This window comes from Clostridium sp. K04, assembly GCF_019734375.1.
GTDB lineage: Bacteria > Bacillota > Clostridia > Clostridiales > Clostridiaceae > Clostridium > Clostridium saudiense.
Genome location: NZ_JAASHD010000033.1, coordinates 14,820 through 35,555 on the forward strand (window position 1 = coordinate 14,820; position 20,736 = coordinate 35,555).

The window sequence follows — 20,736 nt, forward strand, 5'->3', positions numbered from 1 at the left end:
AAAATAAGGTAGAATATGATAGGATAATATGCAAAGGTAAAATAATGTAAAAAATGGGGGAAGGATGAATGAAAGTAAAAAATATAAAAATATTTAGTGCCATTTTATTAGTCTTTATCTTTAATTTAATTGCACCAAATATGAAGGTAAATGCAAGTAAAAATGATGATAAGTATGATCTGACTATAAGTTATGGTATAGATGGAAAATATAAGGCTCAAAAATATATGCCAGTTACTGTACAAATAAATAATTTAGAAAAAGATTTTAATGGAGAAATAGAGCTAAGGATAGTATCTGACTATGCAGGAGGATATAACTCATATTCAAAGGAAGTTTACGCAAAAGTTGGAGAAAGTGTAAGTGTAACAATTCCAGTGAAATTTTTAGATGGAAATAATAGTGGAACACTTTGTTTAGTGGAAAATGATAAAGTTTTATATGAAAAAAAATTTCATGTTTCTTCTGGAAGAGTAAGTGAGGGAAATGCACTAACAGGATTATTAACTGATGATGCTACTGCATTAGGGTATTTAGGAGATATAACTTATTTTGATTCTTCTTATTCAAATGTAGGAAGAATGAATTGCGTTAATATAGATGAAAGTTATCTGAGTGAAAACGGATTAAATATAGATGTATTAGATTTAATAGTAATAAATAACTATAATATGGCCAATTTAAATGAAGATCATTATAGTTCCTTAAATAATTGGGTTAATGAAGGTGGAACTTTAATAATTGGTACAGGTGCAAATGAAAGTAAAACAATAACTAACATAAATAAGAACTTCTTAAATATTTCTTCAGAAGGAACTATTGAAAGAAATGTTGCTATTACTAATGAAAATTTAAATTTAATATTATCACAAATAACTTTAGAGGGAGCAACCGTTACAAATAACAGTTATGGAAATAAGTTAGTTTATTCATTAGATAGAGGTGCAGGAACTATTTTAGTAACTACATTTGATTTAGGATTAGAGCCTTTTATATCAAGTAGTGATGCAACTTTAATGTTACAAAATATGTTGATAGAAACGTTTGATAAGATTTATCAACAAGATTATAATGGCAGCTATAATTCATCAAGCTATCAAGCAAGTTATATGTTAAGAAATATTCCAGTTCAAGATGTAGTAAGCCCAGTAACATTAGGAATAATACTTGCAACATATGCAGTTTTAGTTGGAATAGTTTTATATGTTGTTTTAAAGAAGATGAAAAGAAATGAATTAACATGGATACTTATACCTATAACAGCAGTAATATTTACTATATTAATTTATTTATTAGGAAGTAAGATGAAATTTAAGGATGTTGTAGTAAACTCAGTTAATATTATATCAACTGATGAAAACGGAAAAGGGCAAATAAATGGATATATAGGTATTGGAAGTAAAAATAAAGGTAATTTAAAGATAGAAAAAGAAGAAAATTTAAATATGAAGTATATTTCTGATGACTATTATTATTATGGAGATACAAGTAGTGAAACTAAAACTTTAAAAATTAAAACAACATATATAAAAGATAATTCATATTTTACAGTAGCCAATAATGTATCAGAAATGAATAAATTTGAGGTTTCAGGAAAAGAAATAGTATTACCTAAAATAGAAAACTCTTTAAAAATTAAAGATGGAAGTTTAGAAGGAACTATTAAAAATAATTTAGACTATGATATTAAAAAATTAATTATAGTATCTGGGCAGAGTGTATGGGATTTAGGTGAAGTAAGTACAGGAGAACAAATTTCTATTTCAGAAGCAGAAATAAAAAATAGTTATGGAATTCAAGGATATGCAGATAGTATTCAAAATGAATATTATAATGCACAATGGGATGATTCTGTAGATAAGAGAGATCCGAAATTTAAAAATGTAGAAAGATATTCTTCATTATTATATTTACTAAGTAATGGTAATTATATTGGAGCGAAAACAAAAATTATTGCTATTACTGACTTACCGGTTGATTATAGTTTAAAAATAGAAAATAAATCAATTTCAAATTATGATTTAACTGCGGTAGTACAAGATGCAGATATAGATTTTAAGGATGAAGATGGAAATTTAAATTTTCCAGAAGGATATTTTGAGTACAATATTGCTTCTATAGCTGATACAGCAAACTTTGATTATTATGAAGGATATATTTATGGTTATGGTGATGTAATTTTAGAATATGATATTGATACTAACGTAGATGTAAAAGAAATTACTATTAATTCAGGTACTGATAGATGGGGATATCAATATGGAGTTGATGGAGAGTATTATATATACAATTATAATACAAATGAATATGAAAAATTTAGTTTATCATCAGGAAGCTATAAGATATCAAATGATGGAAGCTATACTTTAAATAATAAGATACAAATAAAGATTGTAGCTAGCAATGATGGTAATAATGCAGCTCCAAAATTAATGATAAAAGGGGTGGAGAAATAATGTTAGTTATAAAGAATCTTGAAAAATCATATGGAAGTTTTAAGGCTGTAAATGGATTAAATTTAGAGATTAAAAAAGGTGAGATATTTGGTTTTATAGGGCCAAATGGTGCAGGAAAAAGTACAACGATGAAGATTATTTCAGGACTTTTATCACCAGATAGTGGAGAAGTTTATGTTGATGGAATAGATGCAATAAAAAATAATAAGGCATTAAAAGATAAAATTGGATACATGCCAGATTTCTTTGGAGTTTATGATAATTTAAAAGCAATTGAGTATTTAGAGTTTTATGCTTCAATTTATGGGATTGTTGGAAAAGAAGCAAGAGAATTATCTATGGATTTACTTAGATTAGTTAATTTAGAAGATAAATATGACGCCTATGTTGATGGATTATCAAGAGGGATGAAGCAAAGATTATGTTTAGCAAGGTGTCTTGTTCATAATCCAGATCTTTTAATTTTAGATGAACCTGCTTCAGGAATGGATCCAAGAGCTAGATATGAAATGAAGGGGATATTAAGAAACTTAAAGGAAATGGGTAAAACAATTATAGTTTCTTCTCACATATTACCAGAGCTTGGGGAAGTATGTACTAATATTGGTATAGTTAAAAATGGAGTTGTAGTTTGCCAAGGAACTGTTGATGAAATAATGACAAGAGCAGCAGGGGCTTCACCTATAGTATTTACTGTTTTAGATAAAGAAGAGGATGCAGTTAAAGCTCTTAAAGAATTACCATATGTAGATAGCATTAAGGTTGATGATAAGAAGATTACTGCTAATATAAAAGGTGATGATGAAGTTATAAGCAATCTTTTAAAGTTCTTAGTGTTAAAAGATATTCCAATATTAAATTACAGTAGAGCAGTTGGTAATTTAGAAGATGTATTCATTCAAATTACAGCAGATAGTGATGAGGAGGTATAATTATGAGAGTAAATCCAGTATTAAGAAATGAGAGTAAAATAGCAGTAAGAAGTATTAAATTTACACTTATGATATTTGCATATATAGCTGCCTTATCAATAGCAGTAATGATTTATTATACTTCATTAAATTCAAGAATATTTTCAAGTGGATTAGATTTAGAATCATCGGTTATATTTTATGTTGTAATGGCAATTGGTCAAGCTTTATTGTTACTCTTCATAGTTCCAGCATTAAGTTCAACTGCAATATGTTCAGAAAGGGAAAAACAAACATTAGACATATTGCTATCATCAAAGTTGACACCATTACAAATAATTCTAGGAAAGGTTTCGGCTTCATCGTTAAGAGTTATAGTTCTTATAATTTCAACAATGCCGCTTTATGCAATAGGAGCATTAATTGGTGGTGTTAAGCTTACTAATATATTATGGTTGGTAGTATTTTTTATAATTAACACAATTTTTGTTAGTTCAATAGGAGTTTTTGTTTCTACATATGTAAAAACTTCTAAGGCGGCTACAGCATTAACATATGGATTAGTTTTACTTATTTATATAGGAATTATTGTTATTACCTGGGTAATACTTATTGTGACTGTTTACCAAATGAATATGAGTGGAAATTATACATCTACAGTACCTAAAGCATCTCCTATAGTGTATTTAAGCCCTATAGTGGGATTTGCAAGCTTACTATTAAATCAAGTTGGATCAGGTATGGGCTTTGAGTCTATAATATCTGAATTTGGAATAAGCACATATTCAGAATATATTTCAATAGCAGTGCAATTAGGGCTTTCTATATTATTTATATATTTAGCAGCAATAAAACTTAATCCATTAAAGAAGAAAAGAAAAAGTAAATCTAAAAAAGTAAAGGAGTAGTAAAATGGATTCTTTAGATAAAGCTATTTTAATGTTTTTAAATAAGGCTTCTAAAAGAATTAAAGCAAACTTCTTATTAAATTTAAGCATAGTAGGATTGAAAATTCTGCTATGCTTAATCTTTAGTTTGCTTTTAATATCACTTTTTATAAGCATTCCTTATGTCTTAGAAATTTGTATAGGAATATTAGTAATAGGACTAGTAATTATTTTAATTTTTGGATTTATTAAATCACCGAAAAAGAATCAAATCGCCCTTATGGTGGATTCAAAAGGATTAGATGAAAGGCTTATTACTTCATTAGGACTTATAGAGTGTAATGATAATATGTCAATAGCGCAAAAGCAAGATACAGTAAGTCATATTAAAAACTTTGATATAAAAAAGAATATTAAGATGAATATAGATAAAAAGCAAGTACTATTAGTTTTAGCACTAGTAATTATGTGTATTTTAGTAATGTTTGTGCCTACTACTGCAAGAAAAGAAGCACAAAAAATAAGAGAGTTTGATAAATACCAAAAATCAGTTATTGAAAAAGTTGAAAAAGAAAAGAAGGAAATAGAAAAGTCAGAAGATTTATCAGAGGAAGAAAAAGAAGAAGTTAAAAAGCTTTTAGAAGATGCAGTTAAGGAATTAAAAGAAAGTGAAAAGAAGTCTGAATTAAATAAGACTTTAGAACGTTTAGAAAAAAAGTTAGAAGATAAAAAAGAAAAATTATCTTCAGAAAAAGCTAAAGAAGCATTGGAAGAGGCTAAAAAGAAATTATTAGATGAATTTAATAAAGAAAAAGAAGATACAGCTAAAAAAGATGTAAATAAATTAGTAAATGAGCTTATGAAAAAAGAAGAAAGTAAAGATTTAGCAGAAGCAATGATGAATGGAGATACAGAAGGTATAAATAAAGAATTAGAAGAAATTCAAAAAAAACTAAATAATATGAGTAGTGCAGAGCTAAGTGAACTTTCTGAAGCCTTAAAAAATGCAGCATTAGAAATGAGTGATGAAGAATTAGCAGAAGCTTTGAAAAATGCTTCAAATTCAGTGCTAGATAAAAAACTTGATAGCGAAAGCCTATCTGATGCTATTTCAAAATCAATAAGTAATAGTACTGGACAAAGTAGTAGTTCGCAATCATCAGAATCAGGAGAAAATCAAGGTCAAGGACAAGGATCTAGTAATGGTCAAGGCTCAGGTTCTGGAAGTGGTGAAGGGCAAGGCGGATCAAGTGGAAATGGATCAGGGGCAGGTTATGGAACGGGATGGAATACTGGTAGTACTGAAGGCAAAGAAAATGATTTAGAAAATTCTAAAGGTGAGCAAATATATATTCCAGGAAGAAATGAAGGTGAAGATGGGAATCTTACTGGTAATAAAAATGAAAATGGAAATTCACAAGGAATAGAAAATCAAACTGGGATGAATATAGGTGGAGAAAAGATAGATTACGATAAGGTAATTGGTGATTATAGTAATAGTGCTTTAGAAGGAGCTAATAATAGCAATTTACCACAAAGCTTAAAAGATATTATAAAAAATTATTTTGAGCAATTAAATTAATCCAAATATTAATAAATTTAACTAGAAAATTTTATGAGGTGGCAAAGATGGAAATTAATGAAGTATCAATTATAGAAGTTTCAAAGAAGATAAAAAGATGTGAAGAAGAAATAAGTAAAGGAATAATTGGGCAAAAGGATACAATTAGAAATGTATTAATAGCTATATTTGCAGAAGGAAATGTACTTTTAGAAGGTATGCCTGGAATGGGAAAAACTCAATTAGTTAAAACAATTGGAAAGGTGTTAGATTTAAATTTTTCTAGAATACAATTTACACCAGACTTAATGCCAGCTGATGTAGTAGGAACGAATATTGTAGTTAAAGAAAATGATAACACAGTATTTAAGTTTGAAAAGGGGCCAGTATTTACAAATCTTTTATTAGCTGATGAAATTAATAGAGCTACTCCTAAAACTCAATCTGCACTTTTAGAAGCAATGGGAGAAAAAACAGTAACAGTAGGTAAAACAACTTATGAGATGCCAAAACCATTTATGGTATTAGCAACTCAAAATCCTATAGAGCAAGAAGGTACTTATCCTCTTCCAGAAGCCCAGCTTGATAGATTTTTGTTTAAGCTTAATGTAGAATTTCCTAATTTAGATGAATTAAAAGAAATAATGGATTTAACATTAACTAATAACAAGTTAGAACTTTCTAATGTACTAGAAGGTAGTGAAATATTAGAACTTAGAAATATTATTAAGGAAATTAAAATTGCAGAACCAGTTAAAGAATATGCTTTAAAGTTAATACTTGCAACCCATCCAGAACTAGAATATGGAGCTGAGATAGCTAAAAAATATGTAGAAGCAGGAGCAGGACCAAGAGCTGCACAAGGTATTATTGCAGGAGCAAAAGTTAGAGCTGTAATGGAAGGTAGATTAAATGTATCATTTGAAGATATAAAAGAACTGGCATACCAAGTATTAAGACATAGAATTATCTTAAATTTTGATGCAATAACTGAAGGATTAAATGAAGAAGATATAATTTCTAAAATTTTAGAAGACTTAAAGGTAGTGTAAAAAATGAGGGAAACGATATTTAATGAGGACTTCTTTAAAAAGCTAAATAAAATTAATATGTATATTAATTTTAAGCTTAGTGGAGGTACTCAAGGTGGAAGAAAATCAAAAGCAAAAGGGGTATCAGTTGAGTTTTCAGATTATAGAGAATATGCACCAGGTGATGATTTTAGAAGGATAGATTGGAATGCTTACGGAAGATTTGATAAATTCTTTGTAAAAGTATTTATGGAAGAAAGAGAAGGTTTATTTAACTTTTTTATTGATAAAAGTAAATCTATGGATTATGGAAAATATAACAAAAAAGAGACAGCTTTAAAAATAGTAGCGGCTTTAAGTTATATTGCATTGAATAATCTTGATAGAGTTAATATAAGCACCATGAATGATGGAGTAATAGAAAATTTAAAGACAAGCACTGGCAATAAAGGGTTTCAAAAAATATTGAGAGATCTTGAAAATATTAATTTTGATGGAAGTACAGATTTAAGCTCAAGCATTAAAAAAAGACATTTAAATTTGAGAGGAATATCTATTGTAGTATCAGACTTCTTAAATAATTCAGGATTAGAAGGTTTAGAAGAGGGATTAAAATATTTAGCTTATAAAAAACAAGAAATAATATTAGTACAAGTATTATGTGAAGAAGAAATTAATCCTGAATTTAATAATGAAATAACTTTAGTTGATAGCGAAACAGGTGAAAATATTAAGCTTAGTGTTACACCAGCATTAATAAAGGATTATAAAGAAACTTTAAAAAAATACAATGATAGTATTGAGGCATTAGTCAGAAAATACGGTGGAAAGCTTATAACTGTTAATTCGTCTATGAATATAGAGGAAATAATTTTAAATGAATTTAGTAAAAGAAAAGTATTGTATTAGGGGGAAGAAATATGGGCTTTACTAATTTATGGCCATTATTTTTACTTTTGACTATTCCTCCAGTAATAATGCTTTACATATTAAAGCGTAAATATAAAGAAGAAGTCATATCTTCATCTTTATTATGGAAGGAAGTTTATAAAAATACTAGGGCCAATACACCATGGGAAAAATTCAAGAAAAATATAATGCTATTATTACAAATTATAATAATTTTAAGTGTAATTTTAGCTCTTATGAGTCCTTTTATTAGTATAGGAGGGCAGAGCTATAAAAATGTAATAATAGTAATAGATAATACTGCAAGTATGAATGCAATATATGATGGAGATAAGAGTAGGCTAGAACAAGGGAAAGAGATTGCAAAGGAATATTTAAATAGTACTAAAGATGGAACAAATGCTTATATTATTTCTTATGATGGAACTTCAAATTTACTTTTAAATGGGGAATTTAATAAAGCTAATACCAATTCTGTTATTGATAAAATAAGTAAAAGCTATGGCAGTGGAGATATAAATGATGTAATATCCTTTGTTAATGCTATAGGTGATGGAATAGGAGAAGAATATGAAGCATTAATTTTTACTGATAAACAAGCCACAATTTCGGATATAAATGGAAGAATAGTTTATTTGGGGAATAGTGGATTAAATGCTTCTATAGATAATATTTCACATAAATTTGTAGATGATAAGATTAAAGTAATTGCTAATGTTACTAATAATGGAGATGGTTTATATGAAGGTGATTTTTCATTATATAATGGTGAGGAATTAGCTTTAGTAGAAGGGTTAACTCTACAAGTTGGTGAAAGTAAAACTTTATCTTTTGAATTGGATGCTTTAAATTCTGATTACTTAAAAGGGGAGTTATCAAGAAAAGATATATTAATGGAGGATAATGTTTATTATCATGTAGTTAGTGAAAATAAGGTAAAGAAAATATTATTAGTTACAGATGAAAATGTATTTTTAGAAAAGGCCTTTGGAGTTATTGAAAATACAGAAGTTTATAAAACTAATGATGCATCTAATATAATAGGAAATGATGAGTATGACCTTTATGTATTTGATAATAAGATGCCAGAGGCTATGCCAAGTAAGGGAAGCATATTGTTTATAAATCCTAGTTCTAATGAATTCTTTAATGTATTAAAGGGGGGAGAAATAGGTCAGGCTAAAGCTGTTAAGGGAGAAGTTTCTAATTATTTAGAAGATACACAATTTACATTATCAGAATATAACATAATAGAAACGCCGTATTATGGTACTAATATACTTACAGTAGATAATAATTCTATTGGATTTAAGGGTGAATTAAGTAATAGAAAAATAGCAGCATTATCTTTTGATTTACATTCAACTGATTTTACACTTAAAAAAGAATTTCCGATTCTTGTATATGAACTTGGGGAAGAATTAATTTCTACAGGAATGGTATATAGTAATAATTTTAAAGCTGGAGAAAAAATAGTAGTAAAATCTTCAGACTTTGAAAGTAAAATAAATATATCTTACCCTAATGGAGATATTAAAAGTTTAGAATCAGGCGAAGAAGTAAAAGGAGAATTAGCTTTAGGTGTATATAAAATAAATCAAAACGATAATAAAGAAAGTTTTTCGGTAAACTTCCCAACTTCCAGTGAAAGTGATACTTCAATAGAAACAATTGGAGAAAATGATAATATAGTTGATGGCAAAAGTAACTTAAAAAGTGGGATCAATTTAGCACCAATATTCATATTACTAGCTATGTTAATAGTTGCTTTTGAGTGGATATTATACAAGAAAGGTAATTAGGAGGAGATAAAAATGAAATTAGATATAGGAAATTTATACTTTTTAATATTAATTCCAATACTTATCTTCTTTATTTACTATAGTGTGAAAAAGTTTAGAAGTAACAGTAAAAATGATACATTAATATTAATAAGTAGAATAATTATTTTTACTTTATTACTGCTATCATTTGCTAATATAACAGTAAGTATTAAGGGGAAAAACATTTCAACAGTATTTTTATTAGATGTTTCAGAAAGTATTAGTTCTTTTAAAAATAATGGTGAAAGTTTTATAAATAATGCATTAGAAATAATGCCTAAGGGAAATAAAGCTGGAGTAATATTATTTGGTGATAATGCAAAAGTAGATAAAATTATAGATAATAAATCTTCGTATAAAAGTTTAAATTCCAGTCCAGTTTCTACAGCAACCAATATCCAAAGTGCAGTAGAAACAGCAATAACATTATTTGAAGATGGTGCATCTAAGAGAATAGTTCTTATAACTGATGGAGAAGAAAATAAAGGAGATATACTAAAATCTATTCCATTAATTAATGCTGAAAACATAGATTTAAAAGTATATAAAGTTAGTGGGCAAAGTGGTGATGAGGTTTATGTAGATAGTGTAACTATCCCAGACAATATATCTATTGGGGAAGAATTTTCTGTACAAATAGATTTAGAGTCTAATTATTCAACCTCAGCAAAACTTACTCTTTTTAGTGGGAGAGAAAAAGTTGGAGAACAAGTTGTAGAAGTAAAAAAAGGAAGTAATTCTTTTATTTTTAGGGATGTTCAAAATAGTGGGGGATTTAAGAGTTATAGAGTTACAGTTGAAGCAGATGGTGATACTAATAAGATAAATAATGAATATAGTGCTTATACAAATGTAATTGATAAACCTAATGTTTTAATAATAAATGGTGTAAGGGGGGATTCGCAAGCACTAGAAGAAATATTAAATAATGGTGGGGCTAATATTAAAACTATTTCTCCAAGCTCATCACCAAGTACATTAAATGAACTTTTAGAATATAAAGTAATAGTACTAAATAATGTTTATAAAGATGATTTAACTAATGGTTTTATGGATAATATTGAAAGCTATGTTAAGGATTATGGCGGTGGAGTTGTTACTTTTGGTGGTGAGGATTCCTATGCTCTTGGAGGATATAAAGATACAGCATTAGAAACTATACTTCCTGTAAATATGGATAAGAAAGGTAAAAATGAGGTCCCTTCTATAAGTATTAATTTAATTATAGATAAGTCTGGGAGTATGAGTGCTGAAGGTGGAGGAGTTAGTAAATTAACACTTGCAAAAGAAGCTGCAATGAAGGCTATAGATAATTTAAGGGAAATAGATGATATATCAGTAATTGCTTTTGATGATACTTTTGATGTTGTAGTTCCTACTCAAAAAGTTACTGATAAGGATTATATAAAGGAGCTTATATCAGGAATACAAATAAGAGGTGGAACATCAATATATCCGGCACTTGAAAAAGGATATAATATTCAAAGTGAAAGTGATGCAAAAATAAAGCACACAATCTTATTAACTGATGGACAAGATTCAATTCCTTATTCAACTTATGAGGAACTTATACAAAAATTTAATAATGAAAATATAACATTATCAACGGTTGCAGTTGGAAGTGATTCTAATTCAAGTCTTTTAAGTGATTTAGCAACAGCAGGAAATGGTAGAAGTTATTATACTGACATTTATACAGATATTCCAAGAATATTTGCTCAAGAAGTATTAATGTCTGTAGGAACTTATATAATAAACGAAGAATTCACACCAAGTGTAGTAAGTAATCATGAAGTATTAGCAGGAGTGCAGACATCAGAAGGGCTTCCATCATTACTTGGGTATATAGGGACATCTTTAAAGGACGATGCAATTGAAATATTAAGCTCTAATAGAGATGAACCAATACTTGCAGTAAGGCAGTATGGAATTGGGAAAACAGCAAGCTTTACAAGTGATATTGATGGAAGTTGGAGTAAAAATTATTTAACTTGGGAGTATGGTGCTCAATTAATTAAAAATATAGTTTATTATGCAATACCATCATATGGTGAAGAGGGTAATTTATTTATATCCCAAGATGGGAATGAAGCTAAGGTTGAATATTATAATGATAATGTTGATTCTGATACTAAAGTAACTGGTGTTTATAATGGGGATGATGGTACTCAAGGTGAGTTTACTTTAATTCAAACTGAACCAGGAAAATTTGAAGCAAATGTTCCATTAAGTGATTTAGGATTTTATAATTTCAACATTAGGCAGCAAGAGGGAGAAAATATAACTAGTAATTATAAAGGAGCTTTTGCTCTTAAGTATTCTGATGAATATAAGTTTAATACTAATTCAGTTAAACTAGATTCTCTTGTAAGTGAAACTAATGGATCTTTTATAAATAAGCCTGAAGAGGTTTTTGAAGGAAAGCTTAAAAAGGAGTATAAGAAAATTAATTTAACTAATCCACTTCTTATATTAGGGTTAATATTATTCTTATTAGATATAGTTTATAGAAGATTGAATTTAGATTTTTCTAAGTATATTAAAATTGGTAATAAGAATAAGAAAAAGGAAGTTAATAAAAAGAGTTTGATTAAGGAAGAATTAGCAGTAGAAAAAGATAAAAATGATATAAAGACTCCAGATATATCTAATGATAATATAAAGGATAAAGTTAACAAGAAAGAGAAGAAACCTAAGGTAAAAAAGAAGAGTGAAGAAAAATCTAAGCCTAAAGCTATTAATACTAGTGAGTTACTTAAAAAGAAAAAAGATAGAAATGGTATATAGCAAATAAAAAAACTGTTGCAAAGTTATAAGTTGCAACAGTTTTTATTTAAATTACAAAATTCTTCCATGGTTATATTTATTAGCTAACCTTTTTATGGTTTGCTCTTGCAGCTTCTTCTCTATGCTTTCTAACATACCAATCTTCACATATATTATCAAACTCTTCCTCAGTTAAATCACTTTTAGACATCATAGAAGTATAAGGTGCATATTTGTTGGTAGTAGTATAGAATTTATCAACTAAGATATGATCCTTCTTATATTCAAATTTGTAGTCTTGATGTTTGTCATAATTATAAATTGTCATAAAATCACTCTCTTTCATTTATTTTAATTTTAAATTATTGTTGACAATATTAAATAAGACTTATTTAAAATATTAGACAATCATTATTTTGTGTACATTTCTTATTTCTTTGTACAAATATATTATATGTTTAAAGTCAATAAAGATCAAAAAAGTATCAGTGATAATGAAGGAGAAACAGTGAGAAAATCAAAATATTAAATGTATAATATTTGAATAAAAAATTTTTTTCATCAATTTTTAAGCAAAATAATCTTATTTAGGAAAAATTAATTAGTAAATAAAATATTTAAATAGTTGTAATAGATTAAATTATTAAATTAAGGCACTTGCAATAATATAGGTGTCTTTTGTTATTTAAAATCATAGGATAATATGAAGCAATTATGGAGGATAGTTAATGAAAAAAAAAAGAAAAAATAAATACAAATGCAGTTGCGATAGATTTGAAGATTTTACGGTTCCTCCGTGTGCAAAGTTTTTAGGAAGTGTTAGTCCATTAGTTAAAGATGGAAAGATAGTCTATAGAAATTATAATAGACTTTATTTATTTTTAAGTTACAATTATTCGAGATTTAAGACAGAACAATATAATCCTTTAAATCCATTAACTTTTAATACTAAAACCAATGGGAATTTACAAATCGATTTATATTGTTTTATTATAGGTTTATATATTAATGAAGTTGAAAAAGGTAATATAAAATTTGATAGAAATGTAAAAATTCATGATAATAAATATGCTGATCAATTTATAAAAAAAGTTATGGGTAATAATTATGATTTAGATAGTTCATTTATACCATCACTAACATATGTAATTTCTAATTCAAGTGCAGTAATTCCATTTTATACTGGAGTTATTGATATAAGTATTACTAATTTTTATATTATCCTTATGCTCAGCAGGTTTAATACTGATTACGGATTATTATTTTCTGATAATGCTTATATTACTAATGATTTTATTAATAGAACACTTGCTAATATTTATGTTGAGTTTAATACATGTAATAATTAATAATAATTGAAAAAGGTTAATTAGGTTGATACTATAATTAATAAATATTAAAATAAATCTTGAATAAATCAAGAAGTAATATATACACATGATGTGAGGTAGAAAATGAAAATAAGAGTACCAGAATATTTTAAAGATTTTAAATGTATATCTTCAGAATGTGAAGATACATGTTGTGCCGGATGGGGAATAGTAATTGATGATGAAACTTATAAAAAGTATCAAAAGGTTGAAGGACCTTTTGGTGAGAGACTAAGAAATGAAATAGTACATGATGCTGGAGAAAATATATTTGTATTAAGGGGAAATAATTGTCCGTTTTTAGATGAAAAAAAATTATGTGATATTTATAAGAATGTTGGAGAAGATGCTCTTTGTTATACTTGTAAACAGTATCCAAGGTATACAGAGGAATTTGGAAGTTTACGTGAAGTTGGAATTTCGTTATCATGTCCTGAAGCTGCAAGAATAATTTTAAGAAATTCAAAGAAAGCTACTTTTGAGTTAGATGAAAATGATGAAGAAGTAAATAGTTATAATGATATTAATGCAAAACTTTATTTAGAACTTATACAATGTAGAAAAATAATATTAGATATTATTCAAGATAGAGAGATTGATTTAAATGTAAGAGCTTCAATAGTATTATATTTCACTAAAGAAATTCAAGATAAAATAGATGAAAATGATATTTCAGATATAAGATTTATTAGGGAAAAATATCTTGATAGAAATTTTGTAAAAGATGTTATCACTACATTGGAGAAATATAATAATAAAGAAAATTATAAATATCATAATATGAAGGAATATTTTAATGTGTTTAAGAGATTAAAGCATATAACTCCTAATGATCCTTTAGGCTTAGATGATGCTATAAGATATTTTTGGCAAAGTGAAGATGATAAAGAGGTGTATTTATCTAAGCATAAGGCATTTAATAAGTATTATAAAGAAAAGATATATAAGTTTGAACATATATTAGTCTACTTTATATTTAGATACTTTATGAAAGCAGTATTTGATTATGATGTATCTGCAAAGATAAAAACAGCAATAGTTAGTTACTTGATGATTAAGGAGTTATGTATTGTAAGATTTACTGAAGAAGGTCAGCTTAATGATGCGGATATAGTTGATATTAGCCATATGTATTCAAAGGATATTGAGCATTTAGAAGAAAATATTGAAAGTTTAGCAGAAATATTTGAAACTAATGATGTTTTTTCTGTTGAAGAAATGTTAATTACATTAATGAATTAAATTGATCACAATAAATTTAAAAAATAATAATATATAAGTATATTAAGTAAAAGAAGGTGCAAAAGACAAGAATTATTCTTTTAGCACCTTTTGTATATTATAAAAAATTGTGGAAGAGTAATGAACTATAATGTGAGAAAGGAAGATAATATTGTTAAATTTTAAGTGTTTAAGTGATATATTAAAAATGAAAAAAGAAGATAAAAAATTATAAGGTAAGACAATAGGGTATAAAGCAATGATTCCTGAAGTCTGCCTTTTTTATTTTATAATTAGAATATTAGATTTATTATATAGATGATTTTTTAATTATGAATTTAAAGTTTTATAGAGGATAATATTAAAATTTTCAAAAAGGTATTGTCATATGAAAAATAATGAAATAAGATGAAAAATAAGTAAATAAAAAAAGGAGATAACATATGAAAAATTTAGATTTTATTTATAATAGAAAAAGTATTAGAAAATTCAAAGATATAGAAGTACAAGAAGAAGATATTATTAAAATGTTAGATGCTGCTATACATGCGCCTTCTCCAAAAAATCAGCAAACATGGCATTTTGTTGTAATTCAAAATAATGAATTAATTAATAAAATAGCAGATATAGTAACTAAAAATCATATAAATTTAGCAGAAATGGCTAAAGAAGAAAAACAAAGAAAACTTATGATGAATTTACTTTCTTATTATACTTGCTTTAGGAATGCGCCAGTATTAGTTGTTGTTTATTCAAAAGAATATTATATGGTAGAAGAGACAATACTTAGAGATAATAATGCTAGTCAAGATATTATTAATGAACTAAAATTCCCTAATTCCGCAGCACAAGGTATAGGAGCAGCTATAGAAAATTTCTTATTAGCAGCGACAGAACTAGGATATGGAACATGTTACATGACAGGACCAACTCATTCTAAAATAGAAATTGAAGAGCTTATTAACTTTGAAAAAGAAGGATATAATTTAATGTCAATGATAGCACTTGGAGTTGCTGAAGATGATGTTCCAAATTCACCACCACGTAAAAAAATAGAAGAAGTAGTTACATTTATAAAGTAATAGTTTTATGTTAATGAAATAAAAAATCTGGACAAAAGATGTTCAGATTTTTTTATTGGCAAATATTATAAAAATATTTTAAAAGTGAAGATGCGAGGAAATTTTGTAAATTCAAGAAAAATTACGGAAACACAATAAATTATTATTAAAATTAAAATATATAATTATTTTTATAAAAAAATTGCAATAAATAATCGAAAAAGGTTGATAAATTGATAATGGTATAGTAAAATAATACTAAATTAACTATAGATTTGTAGTGAAAAACGTGGGGGGATAAAATGGAACAAAGAACAGAAGAAAAAGTAATTGATTTGCAAGAAAAGAGAAAAGTATCTTTAATTGAAAAGATTGGGAAGAAAATACCAGATCCAGTTATAATATTTGCAATATTTTATGTTGTTGTTTTAGCGGCAACTTTCTTCTTAGGAGGAAAAACATTTGATGTTATGAATGGTGATGGAACTTATACAACTCATACTATTTTAAATATGTTTGATGCAGAAAATGTTCAATGGATATTTTCAAATGCATTACTTACTAACTGGTTAGCATATGGTGGAGGGGTACTAGGTACAATTCTAGTTGTTATGCTAGGTGTTGGTTTAGCAGAAGAGTCAGGACTTTTATCTACATTAATAAAAAAGGTTGGATTAAAAGTTTCAGATAAAATGCTTCCAATAGTTTTAGTATTTTTAGGAATCATGAGTAGTATAGCTACTGATGCAGGTTATGTAATTTTAATACCTCTAGCAGGGCTTTTATATGCAGGGTTAAAGAAAAATCCACTTATTGGTATGGCTGCGGCTTTTGCAGGGGTTTCAGCAGGATTCAGTGCTAACTTAATTCCAGCTACACCAATAGATATAATAATTGGTAATAATGCGAAGATATTTGCAGAAGGACAAGGAATTCCTTTTACTAATGCTGCTGGACAAGCTTTAAATCCAGCTACTATGCACTATTACTTCGTAGTTGCATCTACATTTATGTTAGCAGCTATAGGTGCTTTTGTAACTATAAAGATAATTAAGCCAAGACTTGAAAAAGAAAGTTATATAATTCCAGAGGATATGAACTTAGATGACTTTACAGTTAAGCCTGTTGAAAATAAAGCTCTTAAGTTTGCTGGTTTAGGATTTTTAATTGCAGCTGTATGTGTAATAGGATTATATTTTGGTCCTTTAAAGACTTTTATAGATTCAGATGGTTCGAAAGTAACACCATTTATGGATAATATTATATTAATAATAACATTCTTATTCTTTATGCCAGGGGTATTCTATGGTATAAAAGTTGGAAAGTTTAAAACAGCTAATGATGTAGTTAAAGGTATGTCTAAACAAATGGGATCTATGGGATCAGTTCTTGTTTTAACATTCTTCTCATATAACTTCTTAGCATTATTATCTAAGAGTGGACTTGGAACTTATATTACTTACTTAGGTGGTAATTTATTAAAAGCTATGAATTTATCAGAGTATCCAATTCTTTTAATAATAGGATTTATACTTATTACAGCGGTAATAAACTTATTTGTTGGAGGATTAACTTCAAAATGGATGTTACTTGGTCCAATATTCTTACCAATGTTATATCAAGTAAATTCAAATATGACACCAGAAGTTGTAGCTGCAGCTTATAGAGTTGCTGACTCATCAACTAATATAATAACTCCATTAATGTCTTATGCAGGTATAATATTAGTATTTATGAGAAGGTATAAGCCAGAATATACAATTGGTGATATGATAAGATTAATGATGCCTTACTCAGTAAGCTTCTTAATTGGATGGACAATACTTTTACTAGGATTCTTTGCATTTGGAATTCCATTTGGATTCTAGTATTTAAATAATAAGAATAAAACTCCTTTTACAGTGATTTAATGTAAAAGGAGTTTTGTTTTACATTAGTATTTTTATTAAAAAATATAATATAAAAGAAATAGTATGTACTAGAATTCATATAATAGGATTTTTTAGTTTGTTGAATGTAAAATTTTATATTGATATACTAAAAATAAAGAGGTATAAAGTTAAAAGGGGTAGGAGTTAATAAAATGAGAATAGAAACAGATTATCTTATTATTCGTAATTTTGAATTAAAAGATGAGAAAGATTTAAGAGAATATATGCTACAACGAATAGATGCAGAATTTGAAGGATATCCGGATTTTAAAAAAGAGAAATCAAAAGAAGAAATAAAATTTAGAGCCGAAAGTGATGAATTTTTTGCTATTGAGCTAAAAGAGACTCATAAGGTTATTGGAAATATATATTTAGGGAAAAGGGAATTTAATAATAGAGAATTAGGATATGTATTAAATGAAAATTATCAAAATAAAGGATATGGTACTCAAGCTAGTAAGGCAATAGTTGAATATGCATTTGAATAAGGAGTACACAGAGTTTATGCAGAATGTGCGCCACAGAACATAGCTTCTTGGAAGGTTATGGAGAAGATTGGATTAAAAAGAGAAGCTTATTTTAGAAAAAATGTTTATTTTCATTTAGATTTAGAAGGAAATCCAATATATTGGGATACGTATGTATATGCAGCATTAAACCCTAATGATAAGTAGTAAAACAGGTAGCCTGTTAATTCATATTAGATATGAGCTAACAGGCTTATATTTATACTTTTTTTAATTTTTTAAATACATTAGATTTTTCAAGTGCTGTAGCTAAAACTAGGGCAATAACTATACCAACAATTGACTGAATAATATTACTAGGGATTGATGCGATTGCAGCAGGAAATCCATATAGTATAGTTTCAAATAAAGCATAACCTAATACCTGAAATGCACATCCAAGAATACAGCCTATAATCCAAGCAAATTTATTTTTATTAATTAAATTGTGTGCAATTGTGCAAATGATTATAACCATGATAGCTTTAATAAAAAATGTAGGAATTATATATTGCATGTATCCACTCAATAAATCACATAATGCTGCGCCTAAACCAGCTGCTAATGCCCCTTCTTTCTTTCCTAAAATAAAGGCAGATAGGATAACCATGGAATCACCAATATGAGTATATCCATTTAATGATGGAATTTTAATTAAGTATGTTGCTACAAAGACTAATGCAGCCATTATAGCTATTTTTGTAATATCTTTAGTATTAACACTTTTATTTGACATAAAAAAACCTCCACAATAATTTCCATATTAATAAGATACACTAAATAAAATAAACATTCTAATGTATGGGTACAATTATAGATGGTAATATAATAATGTATTTATATTAAGTTTAAGTTATAGTACATGTAAAATGTGATATAATAGTGAAAAAATAAATGCTTAAAGGAGAACATATTATGGATAAAAATAAAAATGTTAGATTAGGGTTAATTGAATTGTGGAAAAATAAGGCTAGAACTTTAGGATATACTCAAAAAGAAGTTGATGAAAGAAATAACCAAAATTTCTTTTTAAAAGAAGAGTATGATATATTAACTGAATTTTATAGAGAATATGAAAAAGGGAATGTAAAGTAAGAAAATATATATTAAATATTTAAGGAAAACTAAGATTTAAACATAATTATTGACTAATTTTAGTTTTCCTTGTAAAATTATAACATGTTTATGGTAATATATTCTATGTAATTGTTTTAATATTGAGAAAAACACCAAAGATATAAAAGTATAAGTTAATTGGAAATGGGATTAAAAAAGAAAGAAGCAGATAAGTTATAGTAATTTTAATTCTAAGGGAATGAGGGGAAAGAATGGACAATAAAAGAAAAGATGAATTAGGAAGTTTATTTGTATTTAATAATAAATATAGTAATAAGGAGTTTGAAAAGGTTACCATACAAGAGCTTGTATTTTTGATTTATACAATAAGGGTTTTTAAAGAAAAGGAAATTTTAAAAAACTATGATTATGATACTAAAATTATAACATTTACTAAAGTTTTAATTAATAAGATTAAATTAACAAAAAAATTATATATTGCTTATGATAAAAATACTAAATATCCATATTTAGATTTTCAAGGGAGAGCATGGATATTTTCAGAAAAAGAGTTTGCTGATAAAGCAGAAGAATATTTTAATAAAGAAGAAACATTCTTACAGATGAAGGAGTTAATAAACTTAAATGTAATGAATGAATTTGGTAAATTGCATTATTTGGGTATTGAGAAAGTTATAATTGATAATGGGCAATATAACATAGAAATAAATAGGAATGATATATTACCACCACCTGATTATAGTAATATACCAGCAAGAAAAATTCCAGTTATGAATCCAAAGCTTCAATTTGCTATGATATATTTTTTCCAATATGCTTATTCAGGGAAAAATTATAAGAATAAGGCAGAAGTAATTCGTGGGTTAGAAGCAAATATGCTTGAAGAGGTTTTAAGAGCTAAATTTTTATTACCAATAAAATTAGAAAGTGATAATATTGGGATTGATAGCAATGGAGCAAATGTTGTTGAAAAAGGAAGTAAAGTTAATTTTACAGTTATTAAAGATAAAGACAGCTTAAGATGGCTTCCAGCATTTACTGATTGGTATGAATTTAATAAGGCTTTTGATAAAAGTAAACTAAAGAGTAGTATTTGTTCTTTTGAAGATATTTTAACTATTTCTAAAAATCTAGAAGGTATAGTAATTAATTGTAATGGGTTAGCTCTGAAGATTGATGAAAACAATAGAAAAGTAATTATGGAATTTATGGAAAATAAAAAATAA

The 20,736-nt window shown here is 26.9% G+C and carries 18 protein-coding genes; 16 read left to right on the forward strand and 2 right to left on the reverse strand.

Annotated elements, in window-relative coordinates; translation table 11 throughout:
* Nucleotides 1–68 precede the first annotated feature (68 nt).
* The 8 genes from HCG70_RS13160 to HCG70_RS13195 are packed head-to-tail and all read left to right on the forward strand — an operon-like array spanning nt 69 to nt 12,365.
* Nucleotides 69–2,456 carry a hypothetical protein gene (locus HCG70_RS13160; protein ID WP_042393692.1) on the forward strand — a complete coding sequence of 796 codons (2,388 nt, stop codon included), beginning with the start codon at nt 69–71 and terminating at the stop codon, nt 2,454–2,456.
* The gene (locus tag HCG70_RS13165; RefSeq protein WP_042393695.1) at nt 2,456–3,388 is read left to right on the forward strand and encodes an ABC transporter ATP-binding protein; all 933 of its coding nucleotides are present in this window, start codon (nt 2,456–2,458) and stop codon (nt 3,386–3,388) included. The genes HCG70_RS13160 and HCG70_RS13165 overlap by 1 nt, the downstream gene beginning before the upstream one ends.
* 2 nt (nt 3,389–3,390) lie before the next feature.
* Nucleotides 3,391–4,275 (forward strand): ABC transporter permease, encoded by an 885-nt coding sequence (locus HCG70_RS13170; protein ID WP_042393698.1) that lies wholly within the window; start codon nt 3,391–3,393, stop codon nt 4,273–4,275.
* A 4-nt stretch (nt 4,276–4,279) separates the two neighbouring features.
* Complete coding sequence (locus HCG70_RS13175; RefSeq protein WP_221697867.1) at nt 4,280–5,836, forward strand: pectinesterase; 1,557 nt, start codon at nt 4,280–4,282, stop codon at nt 5,834–5,836.
* A 47-nt stretch (nt 5,837–5,883) separates the two neighbouring features.
* Nucleotides 5,884–6,867 (forward strand): MoxR family ATPase, encoded by a 984-nt coding sequence (locus tag HCG70_RS13180; RefSeq protein WP_221697868.1) that lies wholly within the window; start codon nt 5,884–5,886, stop codon nt 6,865–6,867.
* 3 nt (nt 6,868–6,870) lie between these two features.
* Nucleotides 6,871–7,755: a DUF58 domain-containing protein gene (locus HCG70_RS13185; RefSeq protein ID WP_042393707.1), complete on the forward strand. Its 885-nt coding sequence runs from the start codon at nt 6,871–6,873 to the stop codon at nt 7,753–7,755.
* Between the two features lie 11 nt (nt 7,756–7,766).
* On the forward strand, nt 7,767–9,557 hold the full coding sequence (locus tag HCG70_RS13190; RefSeq protein ID WP_195951236.1) for a BatA and WFA domain-containing protein: 1,791 nt from the start codon (nt 7,767–7,769) through the stop codon (nt 9,555–9,557).
* Nucleotides 9,558–9,569: 12 nt separating this feature from the next.
* Complete coding sequence (locus HCG70_RS13195; RefSeq protein ID WP_195948656.1) at nt 9,570–12,365, forward strand: VWA domain-containing protein; 2,796 nt, start codon at nt 9,570–9,572, stop codon at nt 12,363–12,365.
* A 79-nt stretch (nt 12,366–12,444) separates the two neighbouring features.
* Here the strand turns inward: HCG70_RS13195 and HCG70_RS13200 are convergent, their stop codons facing one another.
* Nucleotides 12,445–12,672 (reverse strand): hypothetical protein, encoded by a 228-nt coding sequence (locus HCG70_RS13200; RefSeq protein WP_042393715.1) that lies wholly within the window; start codon nt 12,670–12,672, stop codon nt 12,445–12,447.
* A gap of 400 nt (nt 12,673–13,072) precedes the next feature.
* On the opposite strand from HCG70_RS13200, the gene HCG70_RS13205 reads away from it, so the two are divergent.
* The 6 genes from HCG70_RS13205 (at nt 13,073) to HCG70_RS17485 (ending at nt 18,601) form a co-directional block, all read left to right on the forward strand.
* The gene (locus HCG70_RS13205; RefSeq protein WP_042393718.1) at nt 13,073–13,693 is read left to right on the forward strand and encodes a hypothetical protein; all 621 of its coding nucleotides are present in this window, start codon (nt 13,073–13,075) and stop codon (nt 13,691–13,693) included.
* 105 nt (nt 13,694–13,798) lie between these two features.
* Nucleotides 13,799–14,956, forward strand: a complete 1,158-nt coding sequence (gene fliB, locus HCG70_RS13210; RefSeq protein ID WP_042393722.1) for a flagellin lysine-N-methylase — start codon at nt 13,799–13,801, stop codon at nt 14,954–14,956.
* A 422-nt stretch (nt 14,957–15,378) separates the two neighbouring features.
* Nucleotides 15,379–16,017: a nitroreductase family protein gene (locus HCG70_RS13215; RefSeq protein WP_042393724.1), complete on the forward strand. Its 639-nt coding sequence runs from the start codon at nt 15,379–15,381 to the stop codon at nt 16,015–16,017.
* A 281-nt stretch (nt 16,018–16,298) separates the two neighbouring features.
* Entirely contained in the window at nt 16,299–17,864 is a 1,566-nt protein-coding gene (locus HCG70_RS13220) for an AbgT family transporter (RefSeq protein ID WP_055275204.1), read from the forward strand.
* Nucleotides 17,865–18,079: 215 nt separating this feature from the next.
* Nucleotides 18,080–18,415 (forward strand): GNAT family N-acetyltransferase, encoded by a 336-nt coding sequence (locus HCG70_RS17480; RefSeq protein ID WP_242833211.1) that lies wholly within the window; start codon nt 18,080–18,082, stop codon nt 18,413–18,415.
* Nucleotides 18,416–18,472: 57 nt separating this feature from the next.
* Nucleotides 18,473–18,601, forward strand: coding sequence for a hypothetical protein (locus HCG70_RS17485; RefSeq protein WP_260457827.1), 129 nt, complete (start codon nt 18,473–18,475; stop codon nt 18,599–18,601).
* Nucleotides 18,602–18,653: 52 nt separating this feature from the next.
* On the opposite strand, the gene HCG70_RS13230 is transcribed toward HCG70_RS17485, so the two are convergent.
* Entirely contained in the window at nt 18,654–19,169 is a 516-nt protein-coding gene (locus tag HCG70_RS13230; RefSeq protein WP_154820479.1) for an ECF transporter S component, read from the reverse strand.
* 179 nt (nt 19,170–19,348) lie between these two features.
* Here HCG70_RS13230 and HCG70_RS13235 point away from each other — a divergent pair, with 179 nt between their 5' ends.
* On the forward strand, nt 19,349–19,528 hold the full coding sequence (locus tag HCG70_RS13235) for a hypothetical protein (RefSeq protein ID WP_055291988.1): 180 nt from the start codon (nt 19,349–19,351) through the stop codon (nt 19,526–19,528).
* 233 nt (nt 19,529–19,761) lie between these two features.
* A complete protein-coding gene (locus tag HCG70_RS13240) occupies nt 19,762–20,736 on the forward strand; it encodes an SseB family protein (protein ID WP_055275202.1) in 975 nt (324 codons plus the stop codon).